20 protein-coding genes are annotated in these 21879 nt (G+C 55.6%); 18 read left to right on the top strand and 2 right to left on the bottom strand.

Annotated elements, in window-relative coordinates:
- Window positions 1–628: 628 nt before the first annotated feature.
- Window positions 629–1963: a UDP-glucose dehydrogenase family protein gene (locus tag BLP65_RS15575; protein ID WP_092999073.1), complete on the top strand. Its 1335-nt coding sequence runs from the start codon at window positions 629–631 to the stop codon at window positions 1961–1963.
- 443 nt (window positions 1964–2406) lie between these two features.
- Here the strand turns inward: BLP65_RS15575 and BLP65_RS15570 are convergent, their stop codons facing one another.
- Complete coding sequence (locus tag BLP65_RS15570) at window positions 2407–3396, bottom strand: Wzz/FepE/Etk N-terminal domain-containing protein (RefSeq protein WP_092999071.1); 990 nt, start codon at window positions 3394–3396, stop codon at window positions 2407–2409.
- 334 nt (window positions 3397–3730) lie between these two features.
- On the opposite strand from BLP65_RS15570, the gene BLP65_RS15565 reads away from it, so the two are divergent.
- The 10 genes from BLP65_RS15565 (at window position 3731) to BLP65_RS15520 (ending at window position 14238) form a co-directional block, all read left to right on the top strand.
- Complete coding sequence (locus tag BLP65_RS15565; protein ID WP_092999069.1) at window positions 3731–4330, top strand: hypothetical protein; 600 nt, start codon at window positions 3731–3733, stop codon at window positions 4328–4330.
- A gap of 151 nt (window positions 4331–4481) precedes the next feature.
- Window positions 4482–5474: a UDP-glucose 4-epimerase GalE gene (gene galE / locus BLP65_RS15560; protein ID WP_092999067.1), complete on the top strand. Its 993-nt coding sequence runs from the start codon at window positions 4482–4484 to the stop codon at window positions 5472–5474.
- Between the two features lie 263 nt (window positions 5475–5737).
- Window positions 5738–6907: an O-antigen ligase family protein gene (locus BLP65_RS15555; RefSeq protein WP_175452619.1), complete on the top strand. Its 1170-nt coding sequence runs from the start codon at window positions 5738–5740 to the stop codon at window positions 6905–6907.
- 345 nt (window positions 6908–7252) lie between these two features.
- Window positions 7253–7798, top strand: coding sequence for a dTDP-4-dehydrorhamnose 3,5-epimerase (rfbC, locus tag BLP65_RS15550; RefSeq protein WP_092999063.1), 546 nt, complete (start codon window positions 7253–7255; stop codon window positions 7796–7798).
- Window positions 7795–9129, top strand: a complete 1335-nt coding sequence (locus BLP65_RS15545; protein ID WP_245688379.1) for an oligosaccharide flippase family protein — start codon at window positions 7795–7797, stop codon at window positions 9127–9129. The genes rfbC and BLP65_RS15545 overlap by 4 nt, the downstream gene beginning before the upstream one ends.
- Before the next feature lie 2 nt (window positions 9130–9131).
- Window positions 9132–10022, top strand: coding sequence for a sulfotransferase (locus tag BLP65_RS15540; RefSeq protein WP_175452618.1), 891 nt, complete (start codon window positions 9132–9134; stop codon window positions 10020–10022).
- Window positions 10023–10105: 83 nt separating this feature from the next.
- Window positions 10106–11101, top strand: coding sequence for a glycosyltransferase family 2 protein (locus BLP65_RS15535; RefSeq protein WP_092999059.1), 996 nt, complete (start codon window positions 10106–10108; stop codon window positions 11099–11101).
- 59 nt (window positions 11102–11160) lie between these two features.
- Window positions 11161–12042, top strand: coding sequence for a glycosyltransferase family 2 protein (locus BLP65_RS15530; RefSeq protein WP_092999057.1), 882 nt, complete (start codon window positions 11161–11163; stop codon window positions 12040–12042).
- A 10-nt stretch (window positions 12043–12052) separates the two neighbouring features.
- Window positions 12053–13267: an O-antigen ligase family protein gene (locus tag BLP65_RS15525; protein WP_092999055.1), complete on the top strand. Its 1215-nt coding sequence runs from the start codon at window positions 12053–12055 to the stop codon at window positions 13265–13267.
- Between the two features lie 35 nt (window positions 13268–13302).
- Window positions 13303–14238 carry a glycosyltransferase family 2 protein gene (locus tag BLP65_RS15520; RefSeq protein WP_092999053.1) on the top strand — a complete coding sequence of 312 codons (936 nt, stop codon included), beginning with the start codon at window positions 13303–13305 and terminating at the stop codon, window positions 14236–14238.
- A 94-nt stretch (window positions 14239–14332) separates the two neighbouring features.
- Here BLP65_RS15520 and BLP65_RS15515 read toward each other — a convergent pair whose 3' ends face one another.
- Window positions 14333–15715 carry an undecaprenyl-phosphate glucose phosphotransferase gene (locus BLP65_RS15515; protein WP_092999051.1) on the bottom strand — a complete coding sequence of 461 codons (1383 nt, stop codon included), beginning with the start codon at window positions 15713–15715 and terminating at the stop codon, window positions 14333–14335.
- A gap of 353 nt (window positions 15716–16068) precedes the next feature.
- Between BLP65_RS15515 and BLP65_RS15510 the strand changes: the two genes are divergently transcribed.
- The 7 genes from BLP65_RS15510 to rfbD all read left to right on the top strand — a co-directional run bounded on the left by BLP65_RS15510 (window position 16069) and on the right by rfbD (window position 21776).
- The gene (locus tag BLP65_RS15510; protein ID WP_092999049.1) at window positions 16069–16416 is read left to right on the top strand and encodes a MarR family EPS-associated transcriptional regulator; all 348 of its coding nucleotides are present in this window, start codon (window positions 16069–16071) and stop codon (window positions 16414–16416) included.
- Window positions 16417–16420: 4 nt separating this feature from the next.
- The gene (gene rfaH, locus BLP65_RS15505) at window positions 16421–16921 is read left to right on the top strand and encodes a transcription/translation regulatory transformer protein RfaH (protein WP_092999047.1); all 501 of its coding nucleotides are present in this window, start codon (window positions 16421–16423) and stop codon (window positions 16919–16921) included.
- 82 nt (window positions 16922–17003) lie between these two features.
- Complete coding sequence (locus BLP65_RS15500) at window positions 17004–17363, top strand: four helix bundle protein (RefSeq protein ID WP_092999045.1); 360 nt, start codon at window positions 17004–17006, stop codon at window positions 17361–17363.
- 12 nt (window positions 17364–17375) lie between these two features.
- Complete coding sequence (locus BLP65_RS15495) at window positions 17376–18674, top strand: nucleotide sugar dehydrogenase (RefSeq protein WP_092999043.1); 1299 nt, start codon at window positions 17376–17378, stop codon at window positions 18672–18674.
- Window positions 18675–18727: 53 nt separating this feature from the next.
- The gene (locus BLP65_RS15490; RefSeq protein WP_092999041.1) at window positions 18728–19735 is read left to right on the top strand and encodes an NAD-dependent epimerase; all 1008 of its coding nucleotides are present in this window, start codon (window positions 18728–18730) and stop codon (window positions 19733–19735) included.
- Between the two features lie 44 nt (window positions 19736–19779).
- Entirely contained in the window at window positions 19780–20868 is a 1089-nt protein-coding gene (gene rfbB, locus BLP65_RS15485; RefSeq protein ID WP_092999083.1) for a dTDP-glucose 4,6-dehydratase, read from the top strand.
- Window positions 20865–21776 carry a dTDP-4-dehydrorhamnose reductase gene (gene rfbD / locus BLP65_RS15480; protein ID WP_092999039.1) on the top strand — a complete coding sequence of 304 codons (912 nt, stop codon included), beginning with the start codon at window positions 20865–20867 and terminating at the stop codon, window positions 21774–21776. The genes rfbB and rfbD overlap by 4 nt, the downstream gene beginning before the upstream one ends.
- Window positions 21777–21879 lie beyond the last annotated feature (103 nt).

The following is a 21879-nucleotide window of genomic DNA, read 5'->3' as shown; positions in this document are numbered from 1 at the left end:
GATAGGTTCAACAAATCGCCGCGAGGCGCGCCTCCTACCGGGAATGCGTCCCCACCCGGGAGGTAGGAGGGCCGCCCCCGGCGCGATAGGTTCAATAAATCGCCGCGAGGTGCGCCTCCTACCGGGAATGTATCCCCATCCGGGAGGTAGGAGGGCCGCCCCCGGCGCGATAGGTTCAACAAATCGCCGCGAGGGCGCGCCTCCTACCGGGAATGTATCCCCACCCGGGAGGTAGGAGGGCCGCCCCCGGCGCGATAGATTCAATGAAAATCGCCGCGAGGGCGCGCCTACTACCGGGAATGTGTCCCCACCCGGGAGGTAGGAGGGCCGCCCCCGGCGCGATAGGTTCAATGAAAATCGCCGCGAGGGCGCGCCTCCTACCGGGAATGTATCCCCATCCGGGAGGTGGGAGGGCCGCCCCCGGTGCGAACTCATAGAGGCAGTTGCCGTAAAACGTAAACACGTAAAACCTAAAGACGTAAAACGTTAATCCCGTCGCCGCGAGGCGCACCTCCTTCCGGGTTGTGTGCCGAATAACCGGTACGATACTAAGCTGATTGTCGGGACACGTGAATTCCGTAACAGGGATGTTCACGCTGTACGACGGAAATAAAAAACGGGAGCACCCATGAAGGTCACAATTTTCGGTTCCGGCTATGTCGGTCTGGTCACCGGCACCTGTCTCGCCGAAGTCGGCAATGACGTCCTCTGCGTCGATGTTGATGAGCGCAAGATTAATATGCTCAACAACGGCGAGAGTCCCATCTATGAGCCGGGACTCGATGATCTGATTGCGCGCAACAAGGCCGAAGGTCGCTTGCGGTTCACCACGGATATCGCCGAGGGCGTGGGCCATGGCCTGTTCCAGTTCATCGCCGTCGGTACGCCTCCGGACGAGGACGGTTCCGCAGACCTTCAATATGTCCTCTCGGTGGCCCGCTCTATCGGCGAGCACATGGATGACTACACGGTGGTCATCGACAAATCGACGGTCCCGGTGGGCACGGCCGACAGGGTCAAAAGTGCCATCAACGAGGAACTGGAAAAGCGAGCCCTGACATCCAGCCTCGAATTCGATGTGGTCTCCAATCCTGAATTCCTCAAGGAAGGGGCCGCCATCGATGACTTCATGAAGCCTGAACGCATCATCGTCGGCACCGATAACCCCCGCACCACCGAACTGATCCGTGCCCTCTATAGCCCCTTCAATCGGAGCCACGACCGGCTCATCGCCATGGATATCCGCTCCGCCGAGCTTACCAAGTACGCTTCCAACGCCATGCTGGCCACGAAGATCAGCTTCATGAACGAGCTGGCCAACCTCGCCGAACGGCTGGATGCGGATATCGAAAAGGTCCGAATTGGCATGGGCTCCGACCCGCGCATCGGTTACCACTTCATCTATCCCGGTTGCGGCTACGGCGGCTCCTGCTTCCCCAAAGACGTCCAGGCACTGGAGCGTACTGCCCGTGAGGTCGACTACGACGCCCGGCTCCTCAATGCCGTGGAAGCGGTCAACTACCGCCAGAAGCAAGTCCTCGTGGACAAGATTCACAACCATTTCGAAGGAAAACTGAAGGGGCTGACCTTCGCCGTCTGGGGGCTCGCCTTCAAACCCAACACCGATGATATGCGTGAAGCCCCCAGCCGAACGCTTATGGAAGCCCTCTGGAAAGCCGGCGCCAGCGTACAGGCCTATGACCCCGAAGCCATGGGCGAAGCCAGACGCCTCTACAGCGAACGTCCCGATCTCGAACTGGTCGACGACCCCATGTCCGCCCTGAAAGGTGCCGACGCCCTCGTGGTGGTCACCGAATGGCCAAAATTCCGCAGCCCCGATTTTGACGAGATCAAACGCAACCTCAACACGCCCCTGATCTTCGATGGCCGTAATCTTTACGACCCGGCCCAGATGAAAGACGCCGGCATCGCCTACTACGCCATCGGCCGCGGTCTCAAATAGCCAGCAGTGACTCGCCCAGCGGGCCGGGCTCCTGTAATAACGCGGAGCCCTACATTTTAGGATGTGCCCGATGCAAGGGTTGATGCATTCTTCAAATCTGAACGAAGCCTTTCCTTCTTCCGCCGGGAGGAGGAAAGGATGAGGGAGATCAAATCGGATTGTCCTTGTGGCTCGTCGTAGGGTGGGGTGAATTCTTCAAATGCACGTTCCGGCGATGATGCTCCTCCGGCTCCCAAAATGCCCCGTCGCCGAACGAAGCCATTCCTTCTCCCCCGGGAGAAGGCCAGGATGAGGGAGATCAAATCAGGCCGTCCTTGTGGCTTGTCGCAGGGTGCATTCTTCAAATGCACCTTTCCGGCGATGGTCGGAGCCCGGCCCGACAGGCGGTCGGGGCCAAGAGCACGCCCTTGCGGCGGTGTCCTTCCGCTGCGAAATCCTGAAAGTTACTGGTTATTCAGTTCTATCTTTCGAACCTGTGACAAAAACGACGCAAAGAATGCCGCAAATACCCCTGCCATTAACCCGAAAATGAGCGACACCACAATAATCACCTTGCGATCCAGTCCGATCGGATCCAGCGACTGCATCGGTGGGACCAGCGCACGGGTCTCCTCAAAGTTGATTCGCTCAATCTCCAATTTGGACATCTCGTCGCGCTGTTCGGACTGAGCGCGCAAATTATCCATTAGGCGGTCGCGGGTCACACGGATTTCGTTATTCAAAAGCATCATAGTCATGGCGCTTAGATCGGTGTCCGTCTGGTTCACGGCAGCGACTCGGTTTTGGTTCGTTTCTGCCGATGTGGGATGGATTTCACCGACCTGCCGTTCTAACAGGGCCCTGACCTCTTCCATGCGTTTGGCTTCGCGTTTGAGAAGTTGTTCCTCACTTTCGAGCGAGGCCAGGGTGCTTGCGATCCGCTCGCGTCGGATCTCCATTTCCTTCTCAGCCTCATTTTTGATCCGCTGATGGTCTTCCTGGACCTTTTGCACCACGCTGGATAGCAGAGCCAGATAGGTCTCTTTCTTTTCCAGAGGTCCCTTTGCCTCAAGTACTACGATTCTCGAACTTCTGGGGATACGTGCGGTAAATTCATAGGTGTTCGCATCTGGGTCGACCTGGCGGTACTGCTGCAGAATCATCGGTAAATGACTCGTCTCAATCTTCGCTTGCACCGCCTCCGGAGGCTCAACGGGGCGCACATCATCCTTGACCAGCCGGTTACCAATTTCGATGGTGGTGCTATAGCTGTATTCCTGTGACTTCACAAGCGCAAACGCAACACCCAAACCACCAAAGAACAGCGCAACAGCAGCGATTAAAAGCCGCCGTCGCACCAAAATCAGCCAGAGATCGACCAGGCCGTTCTCATTATCCGCATAACGTTGAAATTCAGGAAGACTCTCCGGGGCACTCTTGTCAGGCAGGTTCATTCTGTATCGCCGTTTTTCCAATTTGCGTCACAAAACAGCCAACGGGCCGATTTTCCCTAGTAAGAGCCACAACTCAGGCGTCGTGCCAAGGCTTTGAAACGATGACAGGCAGGCATGTAACGAAAAGCGCTCATGCGGCTATGCCTAACCTCATACAGCTCTTACGGTACAATATAGGTTAGTCGAATAACGCCGAAGCGCTAGAACACGTCGAATGCATACTCCGTGTGGAGCGGGGAACAGATATCCATCGCATACGGCTGTAGCAACAGCGCAAGCGGAAACGAAAGCTGATACTCGCCAGGAAGCGCTTTTAACCGAATGGGGTGCACCAGTGATTCAGAAAAAGAAAGCCGTAATCGCATTGCTGATTTCGATGCTGTTGAGCGCCTGCACAGCGATTGAGAAATCGACCTATCCACAGGATTGGCCCGCCATTGATTTAACGGTTACCGACTGCAGTGCAATTAGCGGCGTCTATGACAGCGCGGCGGAACTGCAGACGCATCGCCATCCCCGCCAGGATGTGCTGTTGGCGCTTACCCTGTTGCCGCCGGGTGAATACCTCAAGCAAGTACGTAGCGTTTCGCTCCAAGTGAAAAACCATGAGCGCGTTGCCGTTCATGCCCTGGCTGAGGATGGTGCCGTTTTAGCCGAACGCAGCTACCGCATTGGTGATGGGTTCTTTCGATGCGAGGACGGTGCCTTGATCGTTAATCCGGATAACATGCCCGATAAGCAACGGGCACCTGACAATCCCGTGGTGGGTATCACTCGAAACCGCATTTCCCTACATAAGGCGCAGGATGGAGCATTGATTATGCAGGAGGCGGGTTCCGCGACCGGTTTGGCCTTTCTGCTGGTACCGGTGCATGTGCAGAGCGAGGAGTGGTATCTCTTTCGTTTGTGGCGCAAGGTTCCGACCACACCATAAATTCAGGCCGGGATAGCTGATAACCGCACGGGATACATTTTTTCGAATACCGTCACACCGGAGTAACAAAGCCGACGCAACAAGAGTGCGCGGGATGCGGGCTATGTGTTTTAATGAGCGGTTATTTTAGAGCCTTTTGCAAGGAGCACCGATGCGTATTCTCGTCGTCGGTGGGGCCGGTTATATCGGTTCCCACATGGTCAAGCTGCTGGCTGATGCCGGTCACGATGTGGTCGTGGTGGACAATCTCACGGCGGGCTATCGCGATGCGGTGATTGCGGGTGATTTTATCCAGGCCGATTTGGCTGATCGTGCGAGTCTCGATACGGTGCTGGGCAGTGGTTCGTTTGACGGCGTAATGCATTTTGCCTCCTATATCCAGGTAGGTGAATCGGTGACCGCACCGGCCAAGTATTATCAGAACAATGTGGCGAATACCCTGAACCTGCTTGATGCCATGGTCGAATACGGCATCAGAAACTTCATCTTTTCCTCCACCGCCGCTGTTTTCGGTGAGCCGGATTACATCCCGCTTGATGAGCTTCACCCGAAGAACCCGGTAAATCCTTACGGGCGGACCAAATTAATGGTGGAACAGATCCTCAAGGACTACGACACGGCCTATGGGTTAAAATCGGTCTGTCTGCGATATTTCAATGCCGCCGGGGCGCATCCGGAGGGGCTGCTGGGCGAGCGCCACGATCCGGAAACCCACCTGATTCCACTGGTCCTGCAGGCGGCATCCGGGCGCCGGGATGCTATCAAGGTCTTCGGCCAGGACTACCCGACACCTGACGGGACCTGTATTCGGGACTATATTCATGTGATGGACCTTTGCGACGCCCATCTCCTCGCTCTGGAAAAGCTGATAACCCATGGCAAGTCCGAGGCCTTCAATCTGGGAAACGGCAACGGGTTTTCGGTTCAGGAAGTGATTGATACCGCTGAAAAGGTGAGCGGCCGGGAAATCCCCGTGATCGCAGCCGAACGGCGCTCCGGTGACCCGGCCCGTCTGGTCGCTGATTCGCGCAAGGCCAGAGAATTGCTCGGATGGGAACCGCACCACGCGGATCTGGCGCAAATCGTCGCCCATGCCTGGGAGTGGGAAAAGCATTTTGGCGGGCTTGCCAATCCAAAAAGCTGAACAGGGATTATCAATCCAGACCGGCCGAAAGAGACTTGGCCCCTGGCCCGTTCGATTGACCTAATTACTACCAATAAATACCATCCGGTCAGTTTTTGAACGCAGTAAAATTCGAAACCTTTTACATGCATAACGAAATTGCTTCCCCGCAGCAATCTGCCAGCGCAACCAGCTCTCAATGGCTGTTTTCTTTGGTTCGCGCCCTCGTGTTTCTTTTTCCGATCACCGTCGCCACGGTAGGTTGGGGGAGTTCAATATTCGTCTTGCTGCTACTACCTGCACTCTATTACGGACGCGGCTGGAACACCCTGTCCACCTGGGAGCAGCGCCTGATGCTGGGCTATGTCCTGGTCTTTGCGGTGATGGTATTGAGCATGGTCAATGCGCAAGACTTCAAGGAAAGCGGGCAGATGCTCGAGCGGTTTTTGCGACTTGCCCTGATTGTTCCCATCTACCTCATGTTTCGACGCTTTCGTTTCTGCATGGGGCGGGAATTGGCAGCGGGCGCCCTGGTCGCCTGCTTCGCCATGGGTGCTCAGGCGATCTACGAGGTGATGTGGCAGGGCGAAAGTCACGCAGAAGGGTATTATCACAAGATTGTCTTTGGTGACCTGGCCGTATGGTGGGCCGCCGTGGTTGCGGTACTGGCTACCACAGTCGTCAAGAACGGATGGGCGCGTGCCGTGATCGCCGTGGCCATTTCTGTGGCGCTCTATGCCAGTGTTTTGTCGCAAACCCGTGGTGCCTGGTTATTTATCCCCCTGATCCCCGCCATTCTGCTTTGGTCGCAGTGGCACATGCTCAAAAATAGCCGCAACTGGATTGTCGCCGGTGTCGCCGCCCTCATGGTAATCGGAGGCGGGGCCGCTTTTCAGTCACAGAAAGTCATGGGCGGGATCGAACGGGGCGTGGAAGAGCTTCAATCCTTTGAGAATAACCCCGGGGAACTCAGCTCCTGGGGTACGCGCCTGAATTTGTGGCGCAACTCGCTGCTGCTGCTGCAGGAAACCCCCATTTTGGGAAGCGGCGTTGGAGACTTTCGAGTAGACATGGAGCGGTTGGTGGAAGAGGAGCGATCCTGGAGCCGTCACGTCGTGCTATTCAGTCATGCACACAGCATCTATTTCGATGCCCTGGCAAGAGGCGGGATATTGGGCCTGCTCACTACCGTCTCTGTGCTCCTGGTGTTCCCGTTTGTGATTTTCGCACGCGAGTTACGCCGGTCAAGGCAGCCATGGTCACGCTTTTACGCCATTGGCGGAGTGATGCTGATAGCTGCTTTCGCCGTTTTCGGTTTCAGTGAGGGCTTGTGGGCCAGAAACCCCCTCGTTAACACTTATGTGACCGGTTTGGTTGTGTTACTCGCCGGAGCGGTGAATAGTCGTGAAGATTCGGCGCAAAATGCCTCGCCCCCGCCCGGCGAATACGCCTAGGAGCCTGTCCGAGAATAGCAATGGGGTCCAAAATGTAGGTTGGCGCTGAGAAACGAAGCCCAACAAAATCAGTGTTGGGGTTCGCATAACTCACCCCAATCTACAAAAAAGGTGTTCCCGGACAGGCTCCTAGCTGAGCGATGAACATCCAGTAGGAAATTGCCCGCCTCCAATCGGAAGTGCAACAAGCGGCTGCAATCACAAAAAAACCTGACCGCATCGGAAAGTGTGGAGCCGTACCGCGGTTGGAGGTCGGCAGGCACCGCGGTTCAAGCAAAGAAGATGAGCTGTGGAAGAACAGCTACGGCATTATTTGAAGCAGCTGGCAGAAGCTGGAGTCAACTCATGAAAGTCACGGACACCCGAATCCCCGAAGTCAAACTCATCGATCCCGCCGTTTTCGGCGATGAGCGCGGCTTCTTTATGGAGGTCTGGGAGCGACGCAAGTTTGCCGAGGCCGGCATCGATGTTGACTTCGTGCAGGACAACCACAGCCGCTCCGTAAAGGCTACCCTGCGCGGTCTTCATTACCAAATGACGCCCCATGCCCAGGGAAAGTTGGTCCGGGTGACGCATGGCGAAGTCTTTGATGTGGCCGTGGACATCCGGAGAAGCTCTCCCACTTTCGGTCAGTGGGTGGGCGAGTATCTCTCTGCCGATAACCGTCGCCAGCTCTGGATCCCGCCAGGCTTCGCCCATGGCTTCTACGTGACCAGCGAAACAGCCGAGTTCCAGTATAAGTGCACCGATTTCTATGCCCCCGACTGTGAGGCCAGCATCCGCTGGGATGACGCGGATCTGGGAATCGACTGGCCCATCGCTGGCGCACCCCTGGTTTCGGCCAAGGACGAACAGGCAGTATCTTTGCGCAACGCGGAATATTTCGATTGAACAGAGAATGGCTGAACCACCTGCTCGCCTCGGGGCGGGGTGACGGGCTTCGCGCCCAGCTCCTGCGCGGTGGAATGGGCGTAGGTCTGCTAAAGATGCTCTCGCTGCCACTGATGCTCCTGGCCACCATTCTGCTGGCACGCGGCCTCGGCCCGGAAGGGTTCGGCCAGTATGCCTTTGTGATTGCCCTGATCACGACTCTGTCCATTCCCCTCGGCCCGGCGCTGATGCAACTCACTACCCGGGAAACGGCCGGAATGCATCAGGCCGGTGAAGAGGATCGAATTCGCTCACTCCTCCATTGGGCCAATCGCCATGTCTGGATTGGCAGCATGCTCATCGTTGCGACGGTGGGGGGGATTGCCGTCTGGATGACCGATTGGCGGGTGGACGACCGCTGGGCCCTTCTGTTGCTGGGCCTTGTTGCCTTGCCGTTGCTCGGGTTCAGTGCGGTACGCTCCGGCATACTGGCGGGTCTGCGACGCGTGGTATTGGGGCAGTTGCCCGACCTGTTCGTCCGGCCGCTGGTGCTGTTGATCGTTACCGGCGTGCTGTTGCTGGTCGGTGTGCTGAATCCGGCGACGGCTATGGCCGCGTTCATAGCCGGGGTGGCGTTGGCGTTCGTCGTAAGTGTCGTGCTTCTGCGGCGCACCTTCCCGGAGGGTGGGGCAGCGTCTGAGCCGATCCAGCCCGAACAGAACAGACAGTGGATACGGGCCTGGATGCCTTTCACGTTACTGATGGCGGCCAGCACGCTGAACAGCCAGGTCGGCATTCTCCTGTTGGGTTGGCTGGGCAGTAATGAGGAGGTGGCCGCGATGCAGGTCGCCGACCGTGGGGGAATGCTGGTTGTGCTCTCCCTGACGGTGGTAAACCTCGTGATTGGTCCTCACATTACCCGGGTTCATCGTTCTGGGGACAGCGCACAACTACAGGCTCTCAGTCGCCACTCGGCACGGATGGCTTTGTTAGTGGCGTTGCCGATTGCGCTGCCGTTGATCTTTTTTGGAGCCCCCATCCTGAACACGGTATTCGGCGCGGAGTATGCCGAGATTGCGACCCTGCCATTGGCGATCCTGGCGATCGCCCAACTCATCAATGTGGCTTTCGGCTCGATTGGCATGCTTCTCACAATGAGCGGTTTTGAGCGGGACACATTGCGCGGGCAGGTGTTCGCCCTTGTGATCAATGTCATTGCTGCAATGGTGCTCATCCCGATCTATGGCGTTGCCGGCGCGGCCTTTGCTGCAGCGCTTGGGTTGGTTATGTGGAATGTGGTTTTGGCCTTTTTGGTCATGAGTCGTCTCGATATTCGTCCCGGATTAGTATGAGATTGAATGCAATTACCATGGACATAAAACAGAGTACTCCAATTATTTTTGTCGGTATGCATCGATCAGGGACAAGTCTGCTCGGACAGCTACTGGAACAACTGGGCTTGTTTGTTGGCAAGGAAAAAGATGAAAACAACGAGTCGCTTTTTTTCCAGGAATTGAACACCTGGTTAATGGTGCAATGTGGCACGCGCTGGGATAACCCTGAACCAGTCGCCGACCTATGGAGTGACGAGGCTAGACCAGTACTCGATGCATCGCTGAAATACGCCAGCGACCTGATGAGCTCCCCGCGTTCTGCGCGTCATCTCGGGATTGAACGTTACCTTAAGCATCGGTCGATTTTCAGGTTCACAGATCCTTGGGGTTGGAAAGATCCCAGAAATACGCTCACTCTTCCCTTTTGGTTGGAATTGTTCCCTGATGCTCGAGTGATATTTATCGAACGGCATGGCGTCGACGTCGCGGAAAGTCTACGCGTTCGCTCAAGCCGGACCATTGAAACAGCGAGGCGGAGGTACGAGAGAAAAAAATCAATCGCATGGTTGCGGCAGAAGCGTGGGGTATTTTGTGAATCACCCCGTTGCCTGTCACTGGAGGGTGGATTTTCCTTGTGGGAGACGTATCAAGTATCGGCCCGTCGCCATCTTGCGACTCTGTCCGGTAACCAACTGTTTCGCGTGCGCTATGAGGAGCTACTGGATAGACCGTTGGCGGTCGTAAAGGAGGTTGCCGAATTTTGCGCATTGCCAGTTACGGATAGCAGGGCCCGCGAGATAACAGCTTCGATAAATCCCAGCCGTGCATATTCTTTTCGCGATCAAGCCGAGCTGGTTCACTTTGCAAAAGAGCGACAGGAACGATTGAATGTCTGGGATTACGGCTTGTGACTGACACTGGCTCAAAAAGGAAGTCGAGTCTGATCTATGGGGCGTAGAGTCGTCATGCCGAAAGCAAATATACGGTGGAGTCTATGAAGGTCTCGATCGCAATGGCCACGTATAACGGCGAAAGGTATCTCGAAGATCAGCTCAATAGTTTTCTTGCGCAAACCAGATTTCCCGATGAGTTGGTGGTGTGCGATGACGGCTCTTCTGATGACTCGATGCAGATTCTGGAAGCCTTTAGGAGAAAAGCCCCTTTTTCTGTAGAGGTGTGCAGAAACAATAAAAGCCTCGGAAGCACGAAAAATTTCGAGAAAGCCATACAGTTGTGCACTGGCGATATCGTTTTCCTGTCGGACCAGGATGACGTATGGGTCGCAGAAAAGATTGAACGGGTTGCACGAGAGTTTGCGAATCATCCCGAAGCCGGCTATGTCTTTTCTGATGCGCTGGTGGTTGATGATCTTTTACAACCACTTGGCTATACGATGTGGGACCGCGAAAAGTTTACCCGATTGCAGCGGGAATTGTTTTCGCGGGGGCGGCAACTGGAGGTTCTTACCAAGCACAATGTGGTGACCGGGACCGCCATGGCGTTCCGCTCCGATCGGACGGCTCTGTTTTGCCCGATTCCCGAAAACTGGGTGCATGATGGGTGGATTGCGCTGATTGCCTCTGCGGCTGGTGGAGGCGGACGATTGATTGACGATTGTCTCGTGAAGTATCGGCAACACTCGGAGCAGCTGATTGGTGGCCGTCGAATCGGACTTACGAAGCAGCTACAAATCGCGAAGAGTACCGGTTCGGACTTTTATGGTGAGGAAAAAGAGAGGTTTGTCAATGCTATGGAACGGCTGCGTCAGCTGGGTAACCTGGCTCCAAAAGTTGCACTTGGGCTTGGCGGGAAAATAGCTCACCTGGAAGCCCGACAGCAACTATACCGTGGTTTGGGGAAAGGCGGGTTTGTTTATTTCAGCGAGGTCGCTTTCGGTAGATATCGGAAATATTCAAGCGGCTGGCGGAGCGCAGCAAAGGATCTTATTGCGCTGATGAGGCAGACAAGCCAAAAGACTGGTCAGGGATAACTTTGTCCCCGGAAATCTTCACTTAAGATGGATCGTGCGGGTCATCGTTGGAGCATGGTATGACGCTAGTAAATCGATCGGCCGAACCACTCGTCGAAATACTGTTGGCTACGTACAACGGCGGTCAGTACCTAAGCGAACAGTTGGATTCTTTGTTCGCTCAGACGTACAAGAACTGGAAGCTTTTGGTCCATGATGACGGTTCTGTAGATGATACCTTGGAAATTGTGCGGCGTTATGCTTCCCGGGAACCGGGAAAAATCACACTGGTAGATGATCGGTATAGAGCAGGTGGTGCAAAGAATAACTTTGCGCATTTAATGTCTTTGGCAACGGCGGACTATGTTTCCTTTTGTGATCAGGATGATATCTGGCTTCCGAACAAGCTGGAGTGTTCGATTGCGGCTCTGACCGAGTCTGAAGCGAGATGGGGAAAGGATGTGCCCATTGCGGTATTTACCGATGCAAAGGTTGTTGATGCTGAACTCGAACCTGTTGCACCTTCCTTATGGCAGCATCAGGCAACGAGCCCGGGGTTAGCGAAATCGTTCAGGCGCTTGTCGATTCGAAACTGCGTTACTGGGTGTACGATGATGATAAACCGGGCCGCATTGGATAACGCACTACCCATTCCAGATGTTGCAGTAATGCATGATTGGTGGATTGCCTTGACGATATTGAAATGTCAGGGGGTATTGCGTCCAATCGGTCGATCAACGGTTTTATACAGGCAGCACTCGAGCAATGCAGTGGGAGCACAAAACCATGGGTTTCGTCGTTTCATGGGTAAAGCTGCACGCCCAATTCAAATGTATAGAGAAGTAGTTGGTGGATATCTAATGGCGAAGCAAGTCGGGGCCTATGACAATCCCGGTGAATATGTTTTGCAGAAAACGAAAGAGATTGGGCGGTCGATGATTAGTAGCACATCTCACGAATAATGGCGTCAAAATGCTTAATGTGAATGATGACAGGTCCAGCTCGGGTTCTTTTGATTATGTGACGACTGTCCTTTTTGCATTGATTATCGGACTACCAACGGGGTATCTGATGGGGTATCCGATTAAGCATGCTGCACTGCTGGTTTCAGGAGCCTACATTGCCACGATTTGGCTTCGCAGATGGCAGCGGGACGGGTTGGGCGGGATAGTTTTCTGGCTGGGGCTTTTTCTGTTCTTATTCTCCTACATGGCTCTTGGGTTGTCGCAGTGGGGGCCGCTTGCAGTACGTGAATTTGGAATGATGCTTACCCCGGCGGTAGTGTCACTTCTGCTAGTACTCTGGATTCAGTCAACGAATTCACTGTGGTTTTTTCGGGCCCTCTTTTTTTCTGTTGTGGCTATTCTTGCTGGCGTAAAATTTCTGTTATTAGCAGGATCTCTCATTTTTGACTTGTCCTTTGTGCAGATAAACGGTTTGTACGCAAGGGTTTTTGGAACTGGCTTTGTGTCGATGTCGTTACCACATGGCCTTTATCGAATCTATGTGCAGACTGACATCATAGCGGGATTTGCGCCGGCAATTGTGGCATGGCTGCAGAGCCAGAAAGTAGAGCCTCGGCCGGGAAAAATAGAATATTTGATTATATTTTTGTCCTTTTTTGTCAGCCTCTTTAGTTTTTCTCGCTATATATGGTTGCTCTTTTTAATCTGCTTTTTAGCTTGGATGCTTTCGTTTCGAAAGCAAGCCTGGCAGGTTTTATTGGCAACTTTGTTACTTGCTGCGGCTGCGCTACTCAGCTATCAGCTTGCCGAAAAGAGGTTCGAGCCAGAGCTTAATGTCGCTTCCGATTCGATTCGGCTACAACAGGCCCCCGCCTTATTGGATACCTGGCTTGATGCCCCATTTCTAGGTAATGGGCTCGGGGCTTACAATCCGGACCTGGTACGCTCGCATAACGAGCCGTATTCTTACGAGCTTCAGTTGCTCTCTCTTCTTCCCAAATTCGGAGTGATTGGAGTTACGATTATTCTAGCCGGGCTGCTGGCGGTTGGGTACGTTCTGGTGCAGGGAAAAGCCCGCTGGGCAATTTTCATTGGTGCTCTTACGCTTTCGGCCGGGATATTCAACCCATACCTTTTCAACTCGAATATCGCAATTCTATATGCAGCCATCTATCTCGCGTTTTTGACGAGCCGTAATCAGAAGGCCAAAGCAATTGAATGAGCGGGTGTTCGTGCTGGGCTACTTAGAGATCAGTCATGGCAACCATTAATATAAATAATATTGCCTGCGTTGTCCCCGCGCGCAACGGGTGCGAAAGCCTACGCCAGCTTTTTCTTTCGATCCGCAATCAGGTGATACCTTTTGATTTGTTTATTGTGGATTCGAGCTCCACAGATGGTAGTGTGTCATTCGCCAGGAAACACGGGGCACACGTCCACGTGATCCCCGTGAGCGAGTTTAATCACGGCGGCACTCGCCAGATGATGGTTGACCGCTTGCAACAGTATGATGTTTTTATATTTTTGACGCAGGATGCCTATCTGGAAGATAACGTCGCCATCGAACGTCTCGTTGCGCCATTTAACGATTTGGCAGTCGGAGCTGTGTGCGGCCGCCAACTTCCGCATATTGATGCCAATCCCTGGGCAGAACATGCGCGGTTGTTCAATTATCCTCCTGAATCGCGCGTCAAATCGATGGGCGATGCAGTGGAATTCGGGATCAAAACCCCATTTATCTCGAATTCGTTTGCCGCCTACCGCCGTGAGGCGCTATTGGATGTAGGCGGCTTTCCAAAGCATGCCATTCTTTCCGAAGACATGTATGTGGCAGCCAGGATGCTGTTGAAGGGATGGAAAGTAGCTTACGCGGGAAATGCTTCTGCGCGGCACTCGCACAATTACACGATGATGGAGGAGTTTCGTCGGTACTTTGATACGGGGGTTTTCCATGCCCGTGAGCCCTGGATTCGTGAACAATTTGGTCAGGCTGGGGGTGAGGGGCTACGATACGTGCAGTCCGAGCTCCGGTTTCTCGGGTTGCGTCGGTTGCACTTGTGGCCATCTTCGCTGCTCAGGAACGCATTGAAGTTGGTGGGGTATAAGCTGGGTTTTGCGGAAAGTAAGTTGCCGACCGGACTGAAGAAGAGATTGAGTATGCACTGGCGGTACTGGGAAGGAACTCATGCATAAGATGGCCTCTAACTGCCGCATTCGTTTTACTGCGTCTGGTGGCTGAACGTTGTAGTTTCCCGGATAGTGAGCATCCCCGCACGTTGCGTGCAGCTCAATAGGCGTTCTTATTGATGAACCCCTTGATGAACGTCAGGGCGATGATTCTAAGGTCCAGCCATAGCGACCAGTTATCGATGTAGTGCAGATCGAACTTTATTCGTCTTTTCAGAGATGTATCCCCGCGCCAACCGTGGATCTGCGCCCACCCTGTGATGCCCGCTTTAACCATATGTTTCTGCATGTAGCGAGGTATTTTTTTCCTGAATTCCACAACAAACACGTCCCGCTCGGGGCGTGGCCCAACAATCGACATATCCCCTTTCAAAACATTAAAGAATTGAGGTAGTTCATCAAGGCTGGTTTTCCTGATGAATGCACCGAATTTCGAGGTCGTTTTACTCTTTGATCCGCCCCATTGTACGCCTTCCTTTTCCGCATCAACCGGCATAGAACGGAACTTTAGCATGTTGAAATTCTTTCCGTTCCAGCCGACACGGACTTGTTTATAGAAAACAGGGCCGGGTGAGGATAGTTTGACGCCCAGGGCGAGGAAAATGAGGAGCGGTGAAATCAACACAAGAATAATGGTAGACAGAATGATGTCTTCCAGACGCTTGACCAAGGCATTACCGGGACTGTTTAGTGGACTGTCATAGACGCTGATGATGGGAATGCCGCCGATATCGGAAAGTCGCGAGTGCAGCAGGTCGAAACTGAAAAAGTCCGGGATGAATTTTACAGTGATCGAGGAGTCGGCGAGGGCATTGAGGATGGTCTTGATGCGTGCCTCCGCCCGCATCGGCAGGGCGATATGGATTTCGTCGTACTGTTCTTCGAGCAGCCTGCATGCCAGCAGGTGGTCTATCGTACCGACCACCGGGATTCCCTCCACCTTTGTGCCGGTGAGCCCCGACCTATCGTCGTAGAAGGCGACGGGGTTATAGCCGAGCATTTTGGACTCATTAAGTGTTTTGGCAATACGCTGACCCAGCTGGCCGGCGCCTACGATCGCGACGCGCCGGGTGCTCCAGCCTTGGGCTCGGAGGCGGCCAAGGATGGCGCGGATGACAATCCGGTAGGCCAACAGGCCGATGGGGGTAATCAGGGCCCATGCGGTGACGGTAACGCGGGAGAAGCTAGCGCCGTCCTTGAGCATGAAGGCAAAGACGATGAGAAACATCCAGGTCAGGCCCCAGGCCTGAAGGATCAATTTGAAGCCGGCGAACAGCGAACGACCCCGCCAGCCGGTATAGACGCCGGTGGCCTGGTTGAAAAAGATGAGGGAAAGACCGCCGATAAGACCCATGACGATATAACGATCATGCCAGAAAATACCGTAGGTCATGGCGATCAGGTAGAGCAGGGCAAAGGGAACCGCGATATCGAGGACCCGGTGCAGCCAGACAAAGGAGGAGTCGAGGTTCCGGATCCGCATTACTTGGTGTAACTCATTGTATTTACCGCAGGATCTTCCATTTCTTCGGGGGAAGCTAGATTAGCATTTTCTGAAGGGGCGAACAGCCCAAATCGTAAAACCTAACACCTAAAACGTAAAACGGGCCCCTCCCCTTTACCCCTAACCGCCTTTTCCGTAAAATTTCAGTTCAGTTCTTGAACATTTGCACGTTAAAAACAATTAAAACAAGACCTTATGTTGTTTCATCCAGTGACACGACAGGGCGGTAGCGTGCCCGGTTTCCCTACAAAAACCGATTTCTCGCGGTCAGGTCGCCAATCGATACCGTGCCCGTTCGTATCGAACAATCCGTCAGATAGGCAACCCCGACCATGAACGACGAACTCCGCTATCAGCTGTTGAAAAAGCTGGAACACAACCCCGGCATGACGCAGCGCAAGCTGGCCGAGGAGATGGGTATCAGTCTCGGCAAGGTCAATTACTGCCTCCAGGCACTCGTCGAGAAGGGTTGGATCAAGGCCGGCAACTTCCGCCGCAGCACGAACAAGCTGGGCTATGCCTACCTGCTCACCCCCACGGGTCTGGAAGAGAAGGCGCGGGTGACCCTGTCTTTCCTAAAGCGCAAACAGCGCGAGTACGACACCCTCAAGGAGCAGTTGAAGACCCTGCGCGAAGAGGCCGCGCAACTGGGGGCGTGTACCAGCAGGGAGGCCGACTAACATCATGCCCCGTTGGTATGTAGTACAGACCAAAGCGCGCCAGGAGTCCACCGCGCAGGAGAATCTCCAGCGCCAGGGCTATCCTAGCTATTGCCCCAGAATCGCCCAGTCCCGCCGCCGCCGCGGCAACTGGCGCAAAGTGATCGAGCCGCTCTTCCCCCGCTATCTGTTCGTACAGCTCACCGAAGGCAAAGACGACTTCACGCCCATACGCTCCACCTTCGGCGTAAGCACAATGCTCCGCTTCGGCGGTAAACCCGCCAGCCTCAGCCAGCAGGCCATAGAAGCGATACGGCAGCAAGAGCAGCAACTCGAAGAGAACGACCCAAACAAACTCCCCTGGAAAAAGGGCGACAGACTACAAGTACTCGAAGGCCCCTTCGCCGGCCTCAGCGGCATCTTCCAGAAACAGAGCGACCAGGAACGAGTCATCATCCTCCTGGAACTACTAGGCAAGGAAAACCACCTAAAAGTAGCCGCCAACAACCTGGCAACCTTCGAGTAAACAACGAAGCGTAAGCCCGTAACACGTAAAACCTAAGCACGTAAAACGTAAGTACGTAAAAACCTAAAACGGAATTAAAAAAATGTACCACTCCTTCGAAGACTTGGACGTCTGGAAAAAGGCCTGTCGCCTAGCCACCGACACCTACACCGCCCTAAAAGAGTGCCGCGACTACGGCCTAAAAGACCAAATGACAAGAGCCGCCGTCTCCGTCGCCTCCAACATAGCCGAAGGCGCAGAACGCGACTCAAAAGCCGAATTCGCCAGATTTATGCATATCGCCAAAGGATCAGCGGCCGAACTAAGAACACAGCTCTACATCGCAACCCGGCTAGGAGTAATCCCAGCCCCCCGCGCCCAAGAACTGGTAGAAGAAACCAAACACATCGCCGCAATGCTCCAAAACCTAACCGCAAAAGTCCACGTAAAACCTAAAACATAAGAACGTAAAACAATGCCCTTACTCCACAACCTCTCCAACAAAACCGCCACCATCGGCATCATCGGCCTCGGCTACGTCGGCCTCCCCCTGATGATCCGCTATGCCGAAGTCGGCTACAAAGTGCTCGGTTTTGATGTGGTTGCCGAAAAGGTCGAGAAGCTGAATACGGGCGAGAGCTACCTAGAGCATATCCCCTCGAAGGCCATCGCCGCCTCGGTAGCTCGCGGTTTCGAGGCCACTGACGATTTTTCCCGGGCCGCCGAAGCCGACGCCCTGATCATTTGCGTTCCCACGCCACTTGATGATCACCAGGAGCCCGACCTCAGTTTCGTCACCGACACCATGGACACCCTGGTGCCGTACCTGCGCGAGGGCCACGTCGTCTCTCTGGAGAGCACCACCTATCCCGGTACCACCGACGAAGAGCTCAAACCACGCATCGAAAAGCGCGGCTTCGAAGTCGGCAAGGACATATACCTGGTTTACTCCCCGGAGCGCGAAGACCCCGGCAATCCCGACTTCACCACCCAGACCATCCCCAAGGTGTGTGGCGGGATCACGCCAAACTGCCGGGAAGTGGGCATCGCCCTCTATTCACAGATTATCGACCAGGTCGTCCCGGTCAGCTCTACGCGCGCCGCGGAAATGACCAAGCTGCTGGAAAACATCCACCGCGCCGTCAACATCGGACTGGTCAACGAAATGAAAATCGTTGCTGACCGGATGGGCATCGACATCTTCGAAGTCATCGACGCCGCCGCCACCAAGCCCTTCGGCTTCGTGCCCTACTATCCCGGCCCCGGCCTGGGCGGCCACTGCATCCCCATCGACCCCTTCTATCTCACCTGGAAGGCACGGGAATACGGCCTCAATACCCGCTTCATCGAACTGGCCGGCGAAATCAACACCGGCATGCCCGAGTGGGTCGTCCATAAAGTAGCGGATGCCCTGAACGAACAGGAAAAATCCATCAAAGGCTCCAGGATCCTGATACTGGGCATCGCCTACAAACCCAACGTAGACGACATGCGCGAGTCCCCCTCCGTGGAACTGATGAAACGGCTCCAGGAGAAAGGGGCGCTAATCAGTTACTCCGACCCCCACGTCCCGGACTTCCCAAAAATGCGGAAATACCACTTCGAGCTCTCCAGCGTCGAACTGACCCCGGAAAATCTGGCCTCGTACGACTGCATCCTAATCGCCACCAACCACCGCGCATTCGACTACGAAGCGATTAACACTCACGCCCGACTAATCGTCGACACCCGAGGCGTCTACAGAACGCCAGCGGAAAACATCGTCAAAGCATAGCCCGAACGTAAAACGTAACCCCATAAAACCTAAAACGTAAAAACCTAAAACGAATGAAAGTCCTAGTAACAGGCTCCGCAGGCTTCATCGGCTCCGCCCTCACCCTACGCCTCCTCGACCGAGGCGACGAAGTCGTCGGCATCGACAGCCATAACGCCTACTACGACCCGGCCCTCAAAGAAGCGCGCCTGGCCCGTCACGCCGACCACCCCAACTACACCCACCTGCGGATCGACATCGCCGACCGGGATGCGATGGCAGAGATCTTCGCCACCCACAAACCCAATCGGGTGGTCAATCTGGCGGCCCAGGCCGGTGTCCGTTACTCCCTGGAAAACCCCCTGGCCTATGCCGACAGCAATCTGCTCGGCTTCGTCAACGTGCTGGAAGGGTGCCGCAACAACGCCGTAGAGCACCTGGTCTACGCCTCATCCAGTTCGGTGTACGGCGCCAACACCGAAATGCCCTTTTCGGTGCACCACAATGTCGACCATCCGCTCAGTCTCTATGCCGCCACCAAGAAGGCCAACGAGCTGATGGCGCATACCTACAGCCATCTCTACCACCTGCCGACCACGGGACTGCGCTTCTTCACCGTCTACGGACCCTGGGATCGCCCGGACATGGCACTGCAAAAGTTTGCCAAGGCGATCGTGGCCGGCGAGCCGATCGACCTGTACAACTACGGCAATCACCGGCGCGATTTCACCTACATCGACGACATCGTCGAAGGCGTCATCCGTACCCTGGACCACACCGCCGAGCCCAATCCCGACTGGACCGGCGCAAGCCCCGACTCCGCCACCAGCCGGGCGCCGTACCGTATCTACAACATCGGCAACAACCAGCCGGTGGAGCTCATGCACTACATCGAGGTATTGGAGCAGAACCTGGGCAAAAAGGCCGAAAAGAACCTGCTCCCGCTCCAGCCGGGCGACGTACCCGACACCTATGCCGATGTCCAAGCCCTCATGACCGACGTCGGCTTCAAGCCGGAAACCACGGTGGAGGAGGGTGTGGCCCGGTTTGTAGAGTGGTACACAGACTACTACCGCGTGTAGCCAAAAGCGGCTTCGCAGCGATTAATGGAGGCAAGCACGACATGATGAAACTACTCGTAACAGGCGGCGCCGGCTTTATCGGCTCAGCGGTTGTAAGGCAATTCCTCGCCGAGACGGACGACACGGTCATCAACCTGGACAAGCTGACCTACGCCGGCAATCTCGACTCGCTCGGCGATTCCTATGATCACCCGCGCCATATCTTCGAGCGGGTGGACATTTGCGACCGGGCCGAAGTCGAACGTGTTTTCCAACAGCACCGTCCCGATGCCGTAATGCACTTGGCGGCCGAATCGCATGTGGATCGCTCCATTACAGGGCCGGCCGCATTCATCGAGACCAATGTGGTGGGGACAAGCACACTGCTCGATGTGGCCCGCGGCTACTGGAGCGAGCTGCCCAGCGAGCAGAAGCAACGCTTCCGCTTTCACCACATCTCGACCGACGAAGTCTATGGCGACCTCGGCCCGGAGGACCCGGCCTTCACGGAAGAGACCCCCTACGCCCCGAGTTCCCCGTACTCCGCCAGTAAAGCCTCAAGCGATCATCTCGTGCGAGCCTGGCAGCGCACCTACGGTTTGCCGACACTGATCACCAACTGCTCCAACAACTACGGCCCCTACCAGTTCCCGGAAAAGCTCATCCCTTTGGTGATCCTCAATGCGCTCGAAGGCAAACCGCTGCCCATCTATGGCAAAGGCGACAACATCCGCGACTGGCTCCACGTGGAAGACCACGCCCGCGCCCTGAGAACCGTCCTCGCGCAGGGAGAACCCGGCCGTACCTACAACATCGGCGGCCGCGCCGAAAAGACCAACCTGCAAGTGGTCGAGGCGATTTGTGACCTGCTGGACACCCACTACCCACTACCCACTACCCACTCCCGACTAACCACGCACCGTGATCTCATCACCTTCGTCTCCGACCGCCCCGGTCACGATCGCCGCTACGCCATCGACGACACCCGCATCAGTCAGGAACTGGACTGGCAGCCGCAGGAGAACTTCGATAGCGGACTCCGAAAGACGGTCCAGTGGTATCTGGATAATCCCGAATGGGTGAACCGGGTCCGCTCCGGCGCCTACCGCGAGTGGATCGAGGCCAATTACGCCAGTCGCGAGGCGGTTTCATGAAGTTGTTGCTGTTGGGTGCCAATGGCCAGGTCGGCTGGGAGCTGCAACGCGCCCTGGCCCCGCTTGGTGAGCTGATTGCCTTGGGCCGCAAAGGCCAAAACGGACTTTGTGGTGATCTGGAGCGTCTTGATGAGCTCCGCGAAACCGTCCGCGCCGTGCGCCCGGATATCATCGTCAACGCCGCCGCCTATACCGCGGTGGATCAAGCCGAATCCGAACCGGAGCGCGTCGAGCAGATCAATGCCGAGGCCCCCGGTGTTCTTGCAGAGGAAGCCTTGCAGCAAGGCGCACTGCTGGTCCACTACTCCACCGATTACGTGTTCGATGGCAGCGGCAATACCCCTTGGCGGGAGGACGACAAGCCGGCGCCGCTCAATGTCTACGGTGCCAGCAAGTGGCGCGGCGAACAGGCCATTCGCAACACCGGGGCCCGCCACCTCATCTTCCGCACCCAATGGGTCTACGCGGCTCGCGGTAAAAACTTCATCCGCACCATGCTGCGTCTCGCCGCAGAGCGCGATGCCCTGAAGGTGATCGACGACCAGACAGGCGCACCCACCGGCGCCGAACTCATCGCCGACACCACCGCCCACGCGATCCGAAAAGCCGTTCATCAGCCCGAACTCGCCGGCACATACAACCTCACCGCCGCAGGCGAAACCAGCTGGCACGGCTACGCCCGCTTCCTCATCGAAGCAGCCCGCCAGAAAGGATGGCCGCTCAAAGTCGCCGATGAAGCCATAGCACCGGTGACCACCGACGCCTTTCCCACCGCCGCCCGCCGCCCCCACAACTCCCGGCTGTCCCTCGAAAAGCTCGAAACGGCTTTCGACCTCACCATGCCCCACTGGCGGCACGGAGTGGAGAGGGTGGTTGATGAGATGGGGATGGGGACTGGTAGTGGGTAGTGGGAAAAAGATGGGTAGTGGGAAAATGGGAAACGGGAAGTGGGAAATAGAAAATGGGAAATGGGAAACGGGAAACGGGAAACGGGAAACGGGAAACGGGAAA

Source organism: Thiohalomonas denitrificans (assembly GCF_900102855.1).
Classification (GTDB): domain Bacteria; phylum Pseudomonadota; class Gammaproteobacteria; order Thiohalomonadales; family Thiohalomonadaceae; genus Thiohalomonas; species Thiohalomonas denitrificans.
Note: the sequence above shows the minus strand (reverse complement) of the source record. Positions and strands in the feature narration are given on the sequence as shown.

Bases quoted from the DNA above. Each gene is read 5' to 3' on its own strand.
- rfbD (WP_092999039.1), top strand. From the start codon at position 20,865: ATGAAGTTGTTGCTGTTGGGTGCCAATGGCCAGGTCGGCTGGGAGCTG.
- BLP65_RS15520 (WP_092999053.1), top strand. From the start codon at position 13,303: ATGGCAACCATTAATATAAATAATATTGCCTGCGTTGTCCCCGCGCGC.
- BLP65_RS15530 (WP_092999057.1), top strand. From the start codon at position 11,161: ATGACGCTAGTAAATCGATCGGCCGAACCACTCGTCGAAATACTGTTG.
- BLP65_RS15495 (WP_092999043.1), top strand. From the start codon at position 17,376: ATGCCCTTACTCCACAACCTCTCCAACAAAACCGCCACCATCGGCATC.
- BLP65_RS15490 (WP_092999041.1), top strand. From the start codon at position 18,728: ATGAAAGTCCTAGTAACAGGCTCCGCAGGCTTCATCGGCTCCGCCCTC.
- BLP65_RS15525 (WP_092999055.1), top strand. From the start codon at position 12,053: ATGCTTAATGTGAATGATGACAGGTCCAGCTCGGGTTCTTTTGATTAT.
- galE (WP_092999067.1), top strand. From the start codon at position 4,482: ATGCGTATTCTCGTCGTCGGTGGGGCCGGTTATATCGGTTCCCACATG.
- BLP65_RS15535 (WP_092999059.1), top strand. From the start codon at position 10,106: ATGAAGGTCTCGATCGCAATGGCCACGTATAACGGCGAAAGGTATCTC.
- rfbB (WP_092999083.1), top strand. From the start codon at position 19,780: ATGAAACTACTCGTAACAGGCGGCGCCGGCTTTATCGGCTCAGCGGTT.
- BLP65_RS15500 (WP_092999045.1), top strand. From the start codon at position 17,004: ATGTACCACTCCTTCGAAGACTTGGACGTCTGGAAAAAGGCCTGTCGC.
- rfaH (WP_092999047.1), top strand. From the start codon at position 16,421: ATGCCCCGTTGGTATGTAGTACAGACCAAAGCGCGCCAGGAGTCCACC.
- BLP65_RS15510 (WP_092999049.1), top strand. From the start codon at position 16,069: ATGAACGACGAACTCCGCTATCAGCTGTTGAAAAAGCTGGAACACAAC.
- BLP65_RS15570 (WP_092999071.1), bottom strand. From the start codon at position 3,396: ATGAACCTGCCTGACAAGAGTGCCCCGGAGAGTCTTCCTGAATTTCAA.
- BLP65_RS15515 (WP_092999051.1), bottom strand. From the start codon at position 15,715: ATGCGGATCCGGAACCTCGACTCCTCCTTTGTCTGGCTGCACCGGGTC.
- BLP65_RS15575 (WP_092999073.1), top strand. From the start codon at position 629: ATGAAGGTCACAATTTTCGGTTCCGGCTATGTCGGTCTGGTCACCGGC.
- rfbC (WP_092999063.1), top strand. From the start codon at position 7,253: ATGAAAGTCACGGACACCCGAATCCCCGAAGTCAAACTCATCGATCCC.